The 15,424-nt window shown below is 62.4% G+C and carries 14 protein-coding genes; 7 read left to right on the forward strand and 7 right to left on the reverse strand.

Annotated elements, in window-relative coordinates; all coding sequences use genetic code 11:
- The first annotated feature begins 5 nt into the window (after positions 1-5).
- The gene (locus tag BM177_RS01900) at positions 6-377 is read left to right on the forward strand and encodes a DUF779 domain-containing protein (RefSeq protein WP_091676673.1); all 372 of its coding nucleotides are present in this window, start codon (positions 6-8) and stop codon (positions 375-377) included.
- Positions 378-431: 54 nt separating this feature from the next.
- The gene (locus BM177_RS01905; protein ID WP_091676675.1) at positions 432-998 is read left to right on the forward strand and encodes a phospholipase D-like domain-containing protein; all 567 of its coding nucleotides are present in this window, start codon (positions 432-434) and stop codon (positions 996-998) included.
- Between the two features lie 7 nt (positions 999-1,005).
- Here BM177_RS01905 and greA read toward each other — a convergent pair whose 3' ends face one another.
- The 4 genes from greA to BM177_RS01925 all read right to left on the reverse strand — a co-directional run bounded on the left by greA (position 1,006) and on the right by BM177_RS01925 (position 6,190).
- Positions 1,006-1,479: a transcription elongation factor GreA gene (gene greA / locus BM177_RS01910; RefSeq protein WP_091676678.1), complete on the reverse strand. Its 474-nt coding sequence runs from the start codon at positions 1,477-1,479 to the stop codon at positions 1,006-1,008.
- A gap of 367 nt (positions 1,480-1,846) precedes the next feature.
- Positions 1,847-5,170: a carbamoyl-phosphate synthase large subunit gene (gene carB / locus BM177_RS01915; RefSeq protein WP_091677495.1), complete on the reverse strand. Its 3,324-nt coding sequence runs from the start codon at positions 5,168-5,170 to the stop codon at positions 1,847-1,849.
- A gap of 273 nt (positions 5,171-5,443) precedes the next feature.
- Complete coding sequence (locus BM177_RS01920) at positions 5,444-5,797, reverse strand: DUF2147 domain-containing protein (protein ID WP_091676680.1); 354 nt, start codon at positions 5,795-5,797, stop codon at positions 5,444-5,446.
- A gap of 204 nt (positions 5,798-6,001) precedes the next feature.
- On the reverse strand, positions 6,002-6,190 hold the full coding sequence (locus tag BM177_RS01925) for a hypothetical protein (RefSeq protein WP_091676683.1): 189 nt from the start codon (positions 6,188-6,190) through the stop codon (positions 6,002-6,004).
- A 94-nt stretch (positions 6,191-6,284) separates the two neighbouring features.
- Between BM177_RS01925 and BM177_RS01930 the strand changes: the two genes are divergently transcribed.
- From BM177_RS01930 to BM177_RS01945, 4 genes are all read left to right on the forward strand, one after another.
- Positions 6,285-7,169: an aldose epimerase family protein gene (locus BM177_RS01930; protein ID WP_175492456.1), complete on the forward strand. Its 885-nt coding sequence runs from the start codon at positions 6,285-6,287 to the stop codon at positions 7,167-7,169.
- Positions 7,170-7,338: 169 nt separating this feature from the next.
- The gene (locus BM177_RS01935) at positions 7,339-8,121 is read left to right on the forward strand and encodes a Pr6Pr family membrane protein (RefSeq protein WP_091676686.1); all 783 of its coding nucleotides are present in this window, start codon (positions 7,339-7,341) and stop codon (positions 8,119-8,121) included.
- Between the two features lie 41 nt (positions 8,122-8,162).
- A complete protein-coding gene (locus BM177_RS01940) occupies positions 8,163-9,131 on the forward strand; it encodes a bifunctional 5,10-methylenetetrahydrofolate dehydrogenase/5,10-methenyltetrahydrofolate cyclohydrolase (protein ID WP_091676689.1) in 969 nt (322 codons plus the stop codon).
- A gap of 190 nt (positions 9,132-9,321) precedes the next feature.
- Positions 9,322-10,755, forward strand: a complete 1,434-nt coding sequence (locus BM177_RS01945) for a hypothetical protein (protein ID WP_091676692.1) — start codon at positions 9,322-9,324, stop codon at positions 10,753-10,755.
- A gap of 167 nt (positions 10,756-10,922) precedes the next feature.
- Here BM177_RS01945 and BM177_RS01950 read toward each other — a convergent pair whose 3' ends face one another.
- Entirely contained in the window at positions 10,923-11,132 is a 210-nt protein-coding gene (locus BM177_RS01950; RefSeq protein WP_091676694.1) for a DUF2842 domain-containing protein, read from the reverse strand.
- A gap of 80 nt (positions 11,133-11,212) precedes the next feature.
- On the reverse strand, positions 11,213-12,463 hold the full coding sequence (locus BM177_RS01955) for an oxalate decarboxylase family bicupin (RefSeq protein WP_091677503.1): 1,251 nt from the start codon (positions 12,461-12,463) through the stop codon (positions 11,213-11,215).
- A gap of 195 nt (positions 12,464-12,658) precedes the next feature.
- Between BM177_RS01955 and BM177_RS01960 the strand changes: the two genes are divergently transcribed.
- The gene (locus BM177_RS01960; RefSeq protein WP_091676696.1) at positions 12,659-13,756 is read left to right on the forward strand and encodes a COX15/CtaA family protein; all 1,098 of its coding nucleotides are present in this window, start codon (positions 12,659-12,661) and stop codon (positions 13,754-13,756) included.
- An 8-nt stretch (positions 13,757-13,764) separates the two neighbouring features.
- Here BM177_RS01960 and BM177_RS01965 read toward each other — a convergent pair whose 3' ends face one another.
- Positions 13,765-15,087 (reverse strand): UDP-glucose dehydrogenase family protein, encoded by a 1,323-nt coding sequence (locus BM177_RS01965; RefSeq protein WP_091676699.1) that lies wholly within the window; start codon positions 15,085-15,087, stop codon positions 13,765-13,767.
- Positions 15,088-15,424 lie beyond the last annotated feature (337 nt).

Consider the following 15,424-nt stretch of genomic DNA (forward strand, 5'->3'; position numbering starts at 1 on the left):
CATTCGTGGTCGAGCGCGTCGTCGCGACCGAAAAGGCCCTTGACCTGATCGCAGCTCTCAAGGCGGCGCATGGCGCGCTGATGTTTCATCAGTCCGGGGGCTGCTGCGACGGCAGTTCGCCGATGTGTTTTCCATTGGCGGAATTTTGCACGGGAAACAGCGACGTCCGCCTCGGCGAGATCGCCGGCTGCCCGGTCTTTATCGGCGCGGCGCAGTACGAGGTCTGGTCGCACACCCAGCTGATCATCGACGTCGTTCCAGGCCGCGGATCGGGTTTTTCCCTGGAGGCGCCCGAGGGGTTACGGTTCCTGACGCGCGGCCGCGTCTTCACAGCCGCCGAACTTGCGGCGCTGGAGCCGATCGCGGCGCAAGGTTGAGGCAAGCTAACCGGGTCAATCCTTGATCCGGAATTCACTGGCCACGATGGGACAATGACCGGGATACGCACTTTGACCGGCGCGGTCTTTATTCTGGCCTCGTTGGCGCCGGGCCTCGTGGCGGTGTCCGCTCCCTGCGGCGGCGACCCGCCTCCGGCCGTTCACTTCGCCCCTGCGGAAAACCTCGAGCGGATCGACGTCTCGCTCGTCGATCAGGCGAAGGCGACCATCGACATGGCGGCCTATGTCATGACCGACTGGCCGGTGATGCAGGCGTTGACGCGCGCCGCCGGACGCGGCGTCAAGGTCCGCATTTATCTGGACAGCGGGCGCTTTTTGAAGCGCGAACCAACGCGCCCGTTTGTCGATCTCATCAGCAATCCGGGAGTCGAAATCCGCTTCAAGCGGCCCCACGCGCCGCTGATGCACCTCAAAAGCTATGAAATCGACGGGCGGCTGCTGCGGACCGGCTCCGCGAACTTCTCGGCTTCCGGGCTGAAGCGGCAGGACAACGATCTCGTCGTCATCGAGAACCCGGCCGCCATTCTCGAATTCGAACACAAGTTCGAGACGATCTATGGCTTGAGCCAGGCCGTCAGCGCGGGAGCGCAGCAGCGGTAAGGCGCGGCTACTGAAAGGCGACGTTCAAAATTTCGTAGCTCTTTCCGCCGCCCGGCGTGTTCACTTCAACCGAATCGCCGATTTTCTTGCCGATCAGGGCGCGCGCGGTGGGGGACGTGATCGAGACGCGTCCGGCCTTCACATCGGCCTCGGTTTCGCCGACGATCTGATAGGTCTTCTCTTCTTCTGTGTCCTCGTCGACCAGCGTCACGGTCGCGCCGAACATGATCGTCGTGCCGGACAGTTTCGACACGTCGATCACTTCGGCGCGCGACAATTTGTCCTCGAGTTCGGCGATGCGTCCTTCGTTCAGGGACTGGGCTTCCTTGGCGGCGTGATATTCCGCGTTTTCGGAGAGATCGCCATGCGAGCGCGCCTCGGCGATCGCCTGGATGATGCGGGGACGCTCGATCTGCTGGCGCCGCTTCAATTCCTCTTCGAGGGCGACATGGCCGCCCGCCGTCATGGGAAACTTGTCCATCCTAATTCTCTTTCACGTCAACAATTTTCAAAAACCACCCGCCATCGCCGACCGGGGCCTCCACGCCTTTAGAGCGCTTTCCGATCGCATGAAGTCATGCGATCGATCAGAAATCGCTCCAGAGTCAAAAGCTTGAGCATAGTCTTGTCGATTGGATTGATTCACTCCGATCGGAATATGCTCTAGCTGAGCCTTGACCTCTTCTTTTGCTTCCTTACCGGCGAAACAGGTCAGGGTTGCGTCAGGAAACGCTCGTTCGACATACTGGTTAGGGTAATCAGACACTTTCCCTAAACCGCCTGCAAGTGGGCCGGTTCAAGAAAAATGCGTCCGGGCAAGGCATTTCGTTTCAGCCGTGGACTGAACGTCAGGCAAAGTAATCCTGCAACGCCCGGACCTCAAGATCTCCTGCGAGATAGGCCCGGATTCCCTCCGAAGCCGCGATCGCCCCCGCCAGGGTCGTGTAATAGGGCACCTTATGCAGGAGAGCGGCCCGGCGCAGCGAGCGCGAATCAGCCAGGGCCTGCGCGCCCTCTGTGGTGTTGAGGACCAGCTGCACGCCGCCGTTCTTGATCGCGTCGACGACATGCGGGCGGCCCTCGGAGACCTTGTTGATCCGCTGCGCGCGCACCCCTTCGGCCTGGAGATAGCGCGCCGTTCCCCCCGTCGCGAAGATCTTGAAACCAAGGCCGGCCAGCATCTTGATCGTTTCCAGCACGCGCGGCTTGTCGTCGTCGCGCACCGAAACGAACACCGACCCCGATGTCGGCACCTTGGTGCCGCCGCCGAGCTGGCTTTTGGCGAAGGCGATGGCGAAGGAGCGGTCGAGGCCCATGACCTCGCCGGTCGAGCGCATCTCCGGCCCGAGAACGGTGTCGACGCCGGGAAAACGGGCGAAGGGAAACACGGATTCCTTGACGCCCACGTGGTTCAGCCGCATTGGCGTCAGCCCGAAGCCGGAGAGGCTTTCCCCGGCCATGATCCGCGCGGCGATCTTGGCGATCGGCTTGCCGATGACCTTGGCGACGAAGGGCACGGTCCGCGCCGCCCGCGGATTGACCTCGAGCACGTAGATCTCGTCGTTTTTCAACGCATATTGCACGTTCATCAGCCCGCCGACGCCGAGCGCCAGGGCGAGTTTACAGGTCTGGTCCTCGAGTTGCGCGATTTTTTCTGCGGACAGCGAGCGCGGCGGCAGCGAGCAGGCGCTGTCGCCGGAATGAATTCCCGCTTCCTCGATATGCTCCATGATCCCGCAGATGAAGACGCTCTCTCCGTCGCACAGGGCGTCGACGTCGACTTCGACGGCGTCGGAGAGGTAGCGGTCGAACAGCAGGGGATTCTTGCCAAGGACCGTATTGATCTGCCCGGTCTTGTCGTTCGGATAGCGCGCCTTGACGTCGGAGGGGACAAGGCTCGGCAGGGTGTCGAGCAGGTAATCGTCGAGGGCGGAGGCGTCGCGCACGATCGCCATAGCGCGCCCGCCAAGCACGTAGGACGGTCGAACGACGAGGGGCAGGCCAAGATCCGCGGCGATGAGCCGCGACTGTTCGACGGAATAGGCGATGCCGTTCATCGGCTGGCGAAGCCCAAGCTTGTCGAGCAGCCGCTTGAACCGGTCGCGGTCCTCCGCCAGATCAATTGAATCGACCGAGGTGCCAAGAATGGGGACGCCCGATTGCTCCAGCGCGTGCGCGAGCTTCAGCGGCGTTTGACCGCCGAACTGGACGATCACGCCCTTCAGCTTCCCGTTGCTCGCCTCCGTCGCCAGGATTTCGAGGACGTCCTCGGCGGTGAGCGGTTCGAAGTAGAGCCGGTCCGACGTGTCGTAATCCGTCGAAACCGTCTCCGGATTGCAATTGATCATAATGGTTTCGAAGCCGGCGTCGCGCAGGGCGAAACAGGCGTGGCAACAGCAATAATCGAACTCGATTCCCTGCCCGATCCGGTTCGGGCCGCCGCCGAGGATCACGATCTTCTCCCGCGCGCTCGGCCGCGCCTCGCAGGCCGGAACGCCGGCGAAGGGCGCGGCGTAGGTCGAATACATATAGGCCGTGGGGGAGGCGAATTCGGCGGCGCAGGTGTCGATCCGCTTGAAGACCGGGCGCACCTCGAGCCGGCGCCGCAGGGCCGCGACGTCCGCCGCGGTCCTGTTTGCGAGCGCGCCGAGCCGCGCATCGGAAAATCCCGCCGCCTTGAGGAGCCGCAGATTGGCGGGATCCTGCGGCAGACCATGCGCCCGCACCCTGGCCTCGAGCTCGAGAATTTCCTCGAGGCGCTGGATGAACCAGCGGTCGATCTTGCAGGCGTCGTAAATTTCTTCGGCGTTCATTCCGCGCCGCAAAGCCTCGGCGACGACGAGGAGACGGTCGGGGGTCGGGCGGCCCAGTGCCGCGCGCAGGACATTCATGTCGTCGCCGCGCCCGAGCCCTTCGATCTCGATTTCGTCGAGGCCGTCGAGGCCGGTGTCGAGCGAGCGCAATCCCTTCTGGAGGCTTTCGGCGAAATTGCGCCCGATCGCCATGGATTCGCCGACGGACTTCATCGCCGTGGTGAGAATATTCTCGGCGCCGGGAAATTTCTCGAACGCGAAACGGGGAATCTTCGTCACGACATAATCGATGCTTGGCTCGAACGAGGCCGGGGTCGCGCCGCCCGTAATGTCGTTGGCGATCTCGTCGAGCGTGTAGCCGACGGCGAGTTTCGCCGCGACCTTGGCGATCGGAAATCCGGTCGCCTTGGAGGCGAGCGCGGAGGACCGCGACACGCGCGGGTTCATTTCGATGACGATCATGCGCCCGTCCGCCGGATTGACCGCGAACTGGACGTTGGAGCCGCCGGTTTCGACGCCGATCTCGCGTAGGACCGCCAGCGAGGCGTCGCGCATGATCTGGTATTCCTTGTCGGTCAGGGTCAGCGCCGGGGCGACGGTGATCGAATCCCCGGTATGGACGCCCATCGGATCGATGTTCTCGATCGAACAGACGATGATGCAATTGTCCGCCTTGTCGCGGACGACCTCCATCTCGAATTCCTTCCAGCCAAGGACGCTCTCCTCGACCAGAACCTCGCTTGTCGGCGAGGCGTCGATGCCGCGCTCGATGATCTCGATGAATTCGGCCTTGTTGTAGGCGATGCCGCCCCCCGTTCCGCCCATGGTGAAGGAAGGCCGGATGATCGCCGGCAGGCCGATGTCGTCGAGGATCGCCAGCGCCTGGCTCAAGGTCTTGATCTGGTGCGAGCGCGGCGTCGAGAGTCCGATTTTCGTCATCGCCTCGCGGAACAGCTCGCGATCTTCGGCCTTGTCGATCGCCTCGGCGCTTGCGCCGATCATTTCGACGTCGAACTTGTCGAGGACGCCCATTTTCTTCAGGGAGAGCGCGCAATTCAGCGCCGTCTGGCCTCCCATCGTCGGCAAGAGCGCGAAGCCGCCCGGAATTGCATAGCGCTCCGTCGCGATGATCTTGGCGACGATCTCCGGGGTGATGGGTTCGACATAGGTGCGGTCGGCCATGTCCGGATCGGTCATGATCGTCGCCGGATTGGAATTGATGAGGACGATCCGGTAGCCCTCGTCGCGCAGCGCCTTGCAGGCCTGGGTGCCGGAATAGTCGAATTCGCATGCCTGGCCGATGATGATCGGCCCCGCGCCGATGATAAGAATCGTCGATATATCGGTCCGCTTCGGCATTCTGGCTTTTTCCTCACGGGGCGGGCGCGAGCGTTTCAGCGCACAAAAAAAGGCCGCGCCAGAACTCAAGCGCGTCCTTGGGACTCAATTCTCAAAACATGAGGATGTTTCGAGTTCGGACGGCTCCGCGACCGAGCGTGACCCCGCGCCAATTTATGGGCCGGTGTTCAGCGGGTTCGGGGATCCTTGAACTCCTTAGACCAGAATCTTGCGCCTGTGAACCCGGCGGTTCCACGGCGGCGCGCGCGCCGTCTCCTTTTCGAGCTGCAACTTTTATCGGAGCCGCAACCAGTGCTGTCCGCCGCAAATCATGCCGCCGAGAACGCAGCCCTCGATTTTCAGGGTCTGTTCGCCGCGAAGCGACATCCGCCCGACGTATTTCTGTCCGTCCCGCGCGTTGACGATCGAGCCCGCCCAGACGTTGCCTTGCGGCCGCATCCCGATCAGGACCTGTTTGCCGACCATGGCCTCGGAATTCTTTGACCAGGACACATAGCCGCAGAGATCGCCGCCGCAGGTGTGAATCGCGACATTGGCGGTTCCATCGGAAATTTTCCATTCGCCGACGGGGCTGGCGAAAGCGGAGGCTCCAAGGCAGCAGAGGGCGGCGGCAAGCAGGATTTTCATGGCTTCCCCAATGGCGGCGGCGTGAAACGGATGCGCGGCCTACAAATTGCCGCGCCGGCGCCAAAATGTTTGTGAGTTTCGGCACATGAGCGACGCGAGAGCGCTTTCCGATCGCGTGGCTCCCTGCGATCGATCAGAAATCGCTCCAGAATCAAAAGCTTGAGCTTCTTGTCGATTGGATTGATTCAATCCGTTCGGAATATGCTAGGCGCCTCGTTTCCTGACGAGGTCGGAGGGCGCGCCTTTTCCCGGCGCGGCGACGCCTTGCTTTTCAAGAGTTTTCTCACTTGGCTTGACGGCGCCGGCGGGATTTCCCGAGGCGCCGTCCTTGACCTTCGCGCCATCCTCGGGCCTTGGAGTGTTTTTGGGGTCAATCCGGCCATCTTGCGCCATTGCGGCCTCCTTTGCGGTTCAGGCCGTCTCAATGAACCAGCGCCGAATTGGTTGCAGCGGATTGGCCAATGCCTCGCAGGGTTTCCAGAAATGAATGAAAATCATGGACATGGTCGAGCTTTCCTGCGCCGGGTCCCGTGCGTCGATTTCGCTTCAGGGGGCTGAACTTCGCAGCTGGACGGCGGGCTCGGCGTCCCTGATCTGGGACCCCGATCCCGCAATCTGGGGCGAAACCGCGCCGATCCTTTTTCCTGTCGTCGGCTGGACACGGGGCGGTCAGGTGCGCGCAGGCGGCCGATCCTATCCGCTTGGCCTGCACGGTTTCGCCCGCGACATGGCCTTCAGGGTTGCAAGCGCCGCCGCCGATCAGGTCGCCCTGACGCTGGCGAGCGATGATTCGACGAGGCGCCAGTTTCCGTTTGAGTTTCGGCTCACTGTTGACTATCGCCTGCGCCCGCGAGCGCTTGTCGCCGCCCTGCGGGTCGAGAATTGCGGCTCCGTCCCATTGCCCTACGCTTGCGGGCTGCATCCAGGATTCCGCTGGCCCTTCGCGGGCGGCGACCGGCGGGACTATTCGATCCGCTTCGGCTCGAACGAATGCGCCGAAGTTCCTGAAATCTCCGAGAAGGGTCTCTTCCTGCCGTCGCTGCGGCGGGTTCCGCTCGAGGGGCGCTCGCTGGCGCTGACGCCGGAGCTTTTCGCGCGAGAGGCGCTGTGTTTCCTGAATGCACGAAGCCGCAGCCTGCGGTTCGAGCACAAATCCGGCGCGGCCATTTCAGTGGCGGCGACAAATTTTCCCCATTTCGCGCTGTGGGCGAAACCCGAAGCGTTCTTTCTGTCCATCGAATGCTGGACAGGGCACGGCGACCCGGACGGCTTTGCGGGAGATCTCTTCGCAAAACCGTCCATGCGAGTCCTTGAGCCCGGCGCCTGCGGCCACCATCTTGTGGAATATGGCTTTGAATCGCCAACGGTTTAGCCGGGCTTTCAATCGCCGTCGGGCCTGACCGCGTCCGGGAACGAAAACATTCCGGCGGCATTCAAAAATCATCGAGCCGATGGATGCCGGGCTTCGTTCCAGCCCGCCGTCCTGCTTTTTGCGTCCTGGCTGGAGCATGTCCGCCAGGATCGGGTGTCGGAGCATTTCGATGCAGAACGTTTCCGTGTCTGGCGTTCGGGCCAGGCAGACTTTCATCCAGTTCCAGCGCGCGAGCGCGGCGTTCATCGCCGCCGCGGCATGGTTCGCGCTGACGGTTCAGATTTCTTACAACATCGAGGAAGCGCGGACGAACAACGCCTCGGTCGCGGCGAGCGTCGTTCATTTTTTCAGCTATTTCACGATGCAGACCAATCTGCTCGTGGCGCTCATCCTGACGCTGTCGTTTTTTCAGCCGCAATCAGAGTGGTTCTTGACGCGCACGAGCGTGCAATCCGCGGTCGCGAGTTATATCGTCATCGTCGCATTGGTTTATACGCTTCTTTTGCGGAACTTATGGAATCCGCAAGGCTGGCGACTTGTCGCGGATCGGTTGCTGCACGATGAAATTCCTCTGCTTTATGTTTTATACTGGATTTTCTTCATGCCCAAAGGGTCGTTGACCCGAGTCGACCCGGTTCTATGGCTTATCTACCCGCTTTTATATTTCGTTTATATTCTTGCGCGCGGGGCCGCGATCGGATCCTACCCGTACCCCTTCGTCGATGTCGCGAGGCTTGGCTATCGGGAAGTCCTCTATAACGCGACGATGTTTCTCGGGGCGTTCTTCGCGCTGGGCGTGACCTTCACGGGACTCGACCGTGCCATGAGCGGATACGCCTCCAGCGCGGCGTCGGAAGCAGGCGCGCCAAAAGGAAGCCTGACGGGCGCGACCCCGACGGATGCGAACCGGATGGAAGCGAACTTGGCAGAGCGGCCGAACTCTGACAAATAGTCCAGGTTCATTCGACCACCTGGATTTTTTGGAGGGATTACATGGCCGCGCAGACCGCCGCGACGACGCAGACCGACGGCGTCATTCGCCCATCGGGGGGCGGAGCCCTTCTGATCGATGGAAAACGGGCGTCAGAAGAGGTGCTCGCGACAATCGCGGCGACGACACGGGAGGTCGTGGCGCAGGGCCTGAAGCCCGGACTCGCGGTCGTGCTGGTCGGCGAAGACCCGGCGAGCCAGGTTTACGTCAAATCAAAAGGCAAGGCCGCCCAGGCCTGCGGCTTTCATTCCGTTCAGTACGATCTGCCCGCGACGACGGGCGAGCCGGAACTGCTCGCGCTCGTGCAAAAACTCAACGCGGACCCGGCGATCCACGGCATCCTTTTGCAGCTGCCGCTCCCCAACAGGCTGGACCCGACCCGCGTGATCGAGGCGATCTCGCCGTCGAAGGACGTTGACGGCCTGCATCCCGTCAACGCCGGCCTTCTCGCCATCGGCGATCTGTCGCGGGCGCTGGTGCCCTGCACGCCGGCCGGAAGCATGGTTCTGCTCGACAAGGCCGCCGCGGCCTTGAAATTCGACCTCTCCGGCGCCGAAGCCGTCGTGGTCGGCCGCTCCAATCTCGTCGGCAAACCGATCGCGCAGCTGCTGCTCGGCCGGAACGCGACCGTGACCATCGCCCATTCGCGCACCCGCGATCTCAAGGGGACCTGCTTGCGCGCCGACGTTCTCGTCGCGGCAGTCGGCCGGCCCGAGATGATTCGCGGCGACTGGGTCAAGCCGGGCGCCCTCGTGATCGATGTCGGCATCAACCGCGTTCCGGCTCCCTCGCAGGACGGCGCTCCCGCGAAAACAAAGCTCGTCGGGGATGTCGCTTACGCCGAATCACTTGGCCGCGCGGGCGCCATTACGCCGGTTCCGGGCGGCGTCGGCCCGATGACGATCGCCATGCTGATGGCCAACACCTTGCGCGCGGCGATCCGGATCGGCGGACTGAAAGTCGAGTTCTGACGCAGGGTTTTGCGTCATAACTTTCTGAAAAACATAAGTTTTAGCGAGATCTGCCAGCCGTTCGCGAAACCCCCGCCGCAATCGTGGCGGGGAGGGCTTCCAGACCAGTTAACCTCTCGGAAACCTTAACGGTTTAACCTCTCGGAAACCTTAACGGCGTCTTATGCCGTCAAGGTATTGGAGCGGTTGTATGATCGGGCTGGAATGGAGCGAGCCGGGCCGGGAACGCGTCCCGGAGGCCGAGCAGTTTGGCGCTCTCGGCGCCGCGGCGGTTTCGCTCGTTTGCGCCTTTCTCATCTGTGTCGTCATGGCGCTGGCGCCGCTGACCTATCGGGCTGAAGCGGAGCTTGCGATCGGCGCGGCCGGTCAGGACCATCGGCTTCTCTCCGGCGTCTATTATGAAGCCGGCCTTGTCAGGTCTCGCGATCTGGCGCGCCAGGCGATCAAGGATCTCAGGATCGAATCGAGGGCGGAATTCAATCCGTCGCTTCAAAATCCAGGCTTTGCCGACCGCGCGCTGATCGCGATGGGGCTTGCGCGCGATCCCTCGAGAGTGAGCGAGGAGGAGCGCATCCTCCAGGCCTTCAACGATCATCTGACCGTGCGCGCGGCGCCTCGCGCCCGGACCTTCACAATAGGCTTCCAGTCCCAAGACCGGGCCTTCGCGGCCGAAGCCGCCAACGTGATCGCCGATCTTTACCTCGAAATGCTCGCAGGCGTCCCGGCGGACGCGCGAGGCCTCGAGCCGGCCGCGCATATTGTGACCCGCGCCGCCGAGCCGGCGTTGCCTCAGGTTCAGGGATCTCTTCTGCTGCTGTCGGGCGCTGGGACGATATTCTTGGCGGCGCTCTCGGGATTTTTCTGGCGTGGATTTTCGGGCGTCTTTTCAGCGCTTGAGCGGGAGCCTGCGCCTCAATCCGCGTTCGAACAGCTGCGCATCCTTGGCCCCACCCCGGTCTTCGCCAGACTTCACGAAACGGCGCGGCGCGGCCTGATACAGCCGAGCCTTGTCGGCGCCGCCCGCGCCGAAAGGGTCGCGGCGGACATCGCCTCGCGCATTTTGTCCGCCCGCCCGAAATCGCAGGGCGCGCGGATCGTCGCCTCCAGCCTGACCGCCGCCGCCGCAAGGCCGATGATGCTGGCTTTCGCCCGCTATCTGGCGCAGGAGGACCACGCGATCGTCATCGCGTTTGATGCGGCGGAGTCGGCCGGGCTTCAGCCGCGCGGAGGGCAGGCGCCCGGGCTTGCCGAACTGGTCTCTGGACAAGCGTCATTTTCGGAAGTTATCCGGCGCGATCCCGCGTCGCGGCTGCATTTCGTCGCGGCCGGCGTCGGCGATGCGCTTGATCATCAGTCCCTTGAGCGCATTCTCGACGCGCTGGAGCTGACCTACGATTTTGTCCTCTTGATCGCGCCGCCGCTCGATCGGAGCGATTTGGCGAAAAAGCTCGCCGAGAAAGCGGAGTTCTTCGTTCTTGCGACGCCGCCGCAACCGCGCGAAGGCGATGTCAGGGAAGCGCGAACGGAATTGATCGAGCGCGGCGCTGGCGAGGTTCTCGTGATCGGCATGCCGTCGGAGGCTCCGCCATCGAAGTGGGACGGCGCCTGCAAGGACGCCGCCTAGAGCGCTTTCCGATCGCATGAAGTCATGCGATCGATCAGAAATCGCTTCAGAATCAAATGCTTGAGCATATTCATGTCGATTGGATTGATTCAATCCGATCGGAATATGCTCCAGAGCGCTTTCCGATCGCATGAAGTCATCCGGTCAAAAAGCGCTCTACGCCGTGGTCAGGCGTCGGGCTTTTCCATCCATCTGATCAAAGGCATCAACGGCAGGATCCATGCGAGGCCGAGCGCGGCGTAGCAGAGGCCCTGAATTAATCCGGGCGCCTGCTGGATCGGGCGCGCCTGCGCGAGCGCCATGGCGACAAGCGCGTAAACGAGCACAAAGCCCACCATGACCACCGCGCCGATGAATTTCCGGATCCGGCGGGGCATGTGTTCTCCAGTATGGCGCAGAGGGAAGCGGAACGCCTTATACGCCCTCTCGATCGGAACCGGGCGAAAAATACGCCGGCCTATTCCGGCATGACCTCAGGCTTGTTGTTGGGGAATTTTGCGATCGTCGCGGGATCGATGTTGAGATGCTGGGCGACCAGGGCCGGCGGCGTATGGGTCACCCAATCCGAGAGCGAAACGTCGGCGAAGTAAGGGCTCCTGAACACTTCCAGGAATTGCAGATCGGTGTCGCCGACATTCTGGATGTAATGTCCGTTGCTGCGCTTCACATATCCGATGTCTCCGGGATTGAAATCCATCGTCACCGCGCGCGGGCCTGAATCGAACACCGTCATGCGGCCCTTGCCCTTGATCCAGTATTGCCATTCGTCCGCGTTGGGATGCCAGTGCATTTCCCGCAGGGCGCCGGGGCGCAGCGTGACCATCGCGGCCGCGATGGTTTTCGAGACCAGAAAATTGCCGCTGTCGGCGATCCTCACTTCGCCGCCCCTGGTTTGTCTCGTGGGGGGCATGGACCCCAGCGAAAAGGTGAACGAATTTGGCGGAAAGCCCAGTTTTCCCTTCACCGCGGCCTGATCCACGGCGAGGGGGCCGGGAAGTTCCCCTTGAAAGATGTAGAGCTGGTGGAGGGGAATTTTCGCGAATGTCTCGGCCGGGACGCCGAAATTTTCGGCGAGGATCTGCGGCGGGGTGTGCGCGAGCCATTCGGTGATCAGCAGGGTGTTGTATTCCGTCGCCTTGCCGTCGTCGAAACAAAGCAGGAATTCACAGCCGTCCGGCCCAAGTCCCTGCAGCGAATGAGGCAGCCCGGCGGGAAAATACCATATGTCTCCCTGTTTCACGTCGGCGACCTGGGCCCGGCCCATTTCGTCGAGAATTGTGACCCGGCAGGCGCCCGAGGTCACAAAGCCCCATTCGGCGGCGAGGTGCCAGTGCATCTCCCTTATGCCGCCGGCGGTCAGCTTCATGTCGACGCCGGAAATCGTTTCAGCAATCGCGAAATCGGCCTGCGTCACCTGACGCGCCCAGCCTCCGTTCTGGATCCGCTTGGGCGCATTATTGAACGAGGCCCAGAACATCGGCATGTCGCTGACATCCGTGGGCGGCGGCGATTGCGCCGAAGGAAATTGCGCGCCGAGCGCCGGATTTTGCGGACCGGGGTCGGTCAGGCTCGCGGGATTGCCTTTGGTGTTGAGCGCGCCCTGCGGCGGCTCGTCCGGATTGCCGAAAGACGCGGCCTTCGCCGCCGCCACTGTCGCGGCCACCGTGCCGGCCGCGGACAACATGCTCCGTCTTGAAACCCTGGCCATGACGAGCCTTTCCTTTTGACGGCTCCGCCGACTCTGGATCGGTCGGTCGGCGCGCTCGCGTCGCTCATTGTAGTGCAATACTGGCGAGGCCTTAATCCTTCGTTCCTGCCGGCGGGAGAAGTTTGACGCGATGGACAAGGCGCCCGCCGGGGCCTTATCTCTGCGGGCAATCCCCTTTCCAACAGGAAAACGCCGATGACCGAGCTTGCTTACGATCCCGCAGGGGCGGCGCGCTCGCGCTCGCGCGCGTCCGGGCTCGGCCGCGCCGTGGCGATCTGGCTCTGGGGCCTTGCCGCGCTCATTTTCCTGATGGTCGTCGTCGGCGGCGCGACGCGGCTGACCGAGTCCGGCCTTTCCATCACGCAATGGAAACCCCTGACCGGAATCGTTCCGCCGCTCAGTCAGGCGGATTGGCTGGCCGAATTCGAAAATTACAAGCGCATTCCGCAATATTCCGAGGTCTTTCCTGACATGGATCTCGGCGGTTTCAGATTCATCTTTTTCTGGGAATGGAGCCACCGCCTGCTCGGCCGCGTGATCGGGCTTGCGACGCTCCTGCCGCTGATCTTCTTCTGGGCGAAGGGAGCGCTGTCGTTTGACCTGAAAGCCAAGCTGCTCGGAATCCTCGCTCTCGGCGGCCTGCAGGGATTCGTCGGATGGTGGATGGTGAAGTCCGGGCTTTCCGGGCGCGTCGAAGTGGCCCAGGAGCGGCTGGCGATCCACCTTCTTCTTGCGTCGGTCACATTCGCGGCCGTCGTCTGGATCGCCTCATCGCTCAAGGATCGGCCCGCTGAAGTTCCGACCCGCGTTTTATCGCGCTTGAAAGGATTCTCGGCGGGGATTCTGGCGCTTGTGCTGACGCAGATCGGGCTCGGCGCGCTCGTTGCGGGCTTGCGGGCGGGGAGGGTTTTCAACACCTGGCCGCTCATGGAGGGCCATATCGCCCCGCCGCTGGACCAGTTGACGAGCCTGTCCCCGCTCTGGCGCAATTTCGTGGACAATATGGTCCTGGCGCAGTTCCAGCACCGCATGACGGCCTATGCTTTACTGGCGCTTGCGCTCTCGCAGGCGCTGTACGCCTTGCGCTACGTTCCGGCGACACGGTCATCGCGCAGGGCGGTTATACTGGCTTGCGCCGTCGCGACCCAGCTTTTGATCGGCGTCGCGACGCTGGTTCTGGCCGTGCCACTCTGGGCTGGATTGCTGCATCAGGCGGCGGCGATTGTCGTGCTAGGCCTTGCCGCGGCGAACGCCGAGGCCATCTGGGCGGAGCGTTCGCGGCGAATGGCGTAGACAAGATCTCAGTTCAGCGCTGTCTGTTTGCCCCGGCCGACGTCGGAATAGGTGAAATTCTGCCGCGCCATTTCTTCGGGATCGTAAATGTTGCGCAGATCGACCATGATCGGCGCGTTCAGCAATTCCTTGAGACGGTCGAGATCGAGAGCTCGGAACGCGTCCCATTCCGTCACGATCACGAGCGCGTCCGCCTTGTCGCAGCAGCTGTAGGGATCGTAGAAAAAGGTCAGGTCGTTCAGGACGAGACGAGCCTGATCCATCCCTTCGGGATCGAAGACATTGATTTTCGCGCCCGCGTCCTGAAGCGCGGTGATAATGGAAATCGCCGGCGAATCACGCATGTCGTCGGTGTTCGGCTTGAAAGTGAGGCCGAGGATCGCGATGGTCTTGCCCCGCACCGAACCGCCGCAGGCGGTCAGCACCTTGCGCGCCATGGCCCGTTTACGCTGATCGTTCACGGCGGCGACCATTTCGACGATGCGGATCGGCGAGCCGTAATCCTGCGCGGTCTTGATCAGAGCGGACGTGTCCTTGGGGAAGCAGGACCCGCCGTATCCCGGACCCGCATGGAGGAACTTCGAGCCGATGCGCTGATCGAGGCCGATGCCGCGGGCGACATCCTGCACGTTGGCGCCGACCTGTTCGCAAAGATCGGCGATCTCGTTGATGAATGTGATCTTGGTCGCCAGGAAGGCGTTCGCCGCATATTTGGTGAGTTCGGAGGTCCGCCGGCTGGTGAAGACAAACGGCGCGTGATTGAGAAAGAGCGGCCGGTAAATTTCCGTCATCACCACTTCGGCGCGCTTGTCTTCGACGCCAAGGACGATCCGGTCAGGCCTCTTGAAATCGCCGATCGCGGCGCCTTCGCGTAAGAATTCGGGATTGGACACAACGGAGATGTCGGCGTCGGGACGGACCTCCCGAATGATGCGCTCAACCTCGTCGCCGGTGCCGACCGGAACCGTGGATTTTGTGACGATCACCGTGAATCCGTTGAGCCCGGCGGCGATGGCGCGCGCGGCCTCGTAGACAAAGGAAAGGTCAGCGTGTCCATCGCCGCGTCTTGAGGGCGTGCCGACCGCAATGAACACCGCGCCGGCTCCTTCAACGGCCGAGGCAAGGTCCGTGGAAAAGGAAAGCCGCTGTTGGCGCACGTTCTTGGCGACGAGTTCTTCGAGCCCCGGCTCGAAGATTGGCATTTTGCCGGCTTTCAAAGCCTCGACCTTTTTCACATCCGTGTCGATGCAGCTGACAACATGGCCGAAATCGGCGAGGCAAGCTCCCGAAACCAGCCCGACATAGCCTGAACCGACCATAGTGATGCGCATTGCCAACCTCAGCTTCGGTTAAGTTAACGTTGAAATTATTCGTAACACGTTTCTATTGCAGCTTGAAGTGAACGGCTGATTCGCATTCCACTCTCCTGCCCGAACCTGGTTTCGCCATCGCAGGGCGGCGCCGCCCGGATCACACGGTTACTGGTTCGAAACGCATGCTCACTGGTTCGAAACGCATGCTTACGCTAAGCTCTCGACCTTGACCGGCGCCTCAGCTCCGAGAATAAACAGGCCGAAATGCTGCGTTGCGGCGCAGTCACGGCTTGATGGCTCAATCGGCCCCCTGACGTCAAGGTAAGATTTTGAAAAGCCAGACGTCCGCGACGCA

It is taken from the genome of Methylocapsa palsarum (genome assembly GCF_900114285.1).
GTDB classification, from domain to species: Bacteria; Pseudomonadota; Alphaproteobacteria; order Rhizobiales; family Beijerinckiaceae; genus Methylocapsa; species Methylocapsa palsarum.

Coding starts and splice junctions, on each gene's coding strand:
- BM177_RS01905 (WP_091676675.1), top strand. CDS start 432: ATGACCGGGATACGCACTTTGACCGGCGCGGTCTTTATTCTGGCCTCG.
- greA (WP_091676678.1), bottom strand. CDS start 1,479: ATGGACAAGTTTCCCATGACGGCGGGCGGCCATGTCGCCCTCGAAGAG.
- carB (WP_091677495.1), bottom strand. CDS start 5,170: ATGCCGAAGCGGACCGATATATCGACGATTCTTATCATCGGCGCGGGG.
- BM177_RS01920 (WP_091676680.1), bottom strand. CDS start 5,797: ATGAAAATCCTGCTTGCCGCCGCCCTCTGCTGCCTTGGAGCCTCCGCT.
- BM177_RS01925 (WP_091676683.1), bottom strand. CDS start 6,190: ATGGCGCAAGATGGCCGGATTGACCCCAAAAACACTCCAAGGCCCGAG.
- BM177_RS01930 (WP_175492456.1), top strand. CDS start 6,285: ATGAAAATCATGGACATGGTCGAGCTTTCCTGCGCCGGGTCCCGTGCG.
- BM177_RS01935 (WP_091676686.1), top strand. CDS start 7,339: ATGCAGAACGTTTCCGTGTCTGGCGTTCGGGCCAGGCAGACTTTCATC.
- BM177_RS01940 (WP_091676689.1), top strand. CDS start 8,163: ATGGCCGCGCAGACCGCCGCGACGACGCAGACCGACGGCGTCATTCGC.
- BM177_RS01945 (WP_091676692.1), top strand. CDS start 9,322: ATGATCGGGCTGGAATGGAGCGAGCCGGGCCGGGAACGCGTCCCGGAG.
- BM177_RS01950 (WP_091676694.1), bottom strand. CDS start 11,132: ATGCCCCGCCGGATCCGGAAATTCATCGGCGCGGTGGTCATGGTGGGC.
- BM177_RS01955 (WP_091677503.1), bottom strand. CDS start 12,463: ATGGCCAGGGTTTCAAGACGGAGCATGTTGTCCGCGGCCGGCACGGTG.
- BM177_RS01960 (WP_091676696.1), top strand. CDS start 12,659: ATGACCGAGCTTGCTTACGATCCCGCAGGGGCGGCGCGCTCGCGCTCG.
- BM177_RS01965 (WP_091676699.1), bottom strand. CDS start 15,087: ATGCGCATCACTATGGTCGGTTCAGGCTATGTCGGGCTGGTTTCGGGA.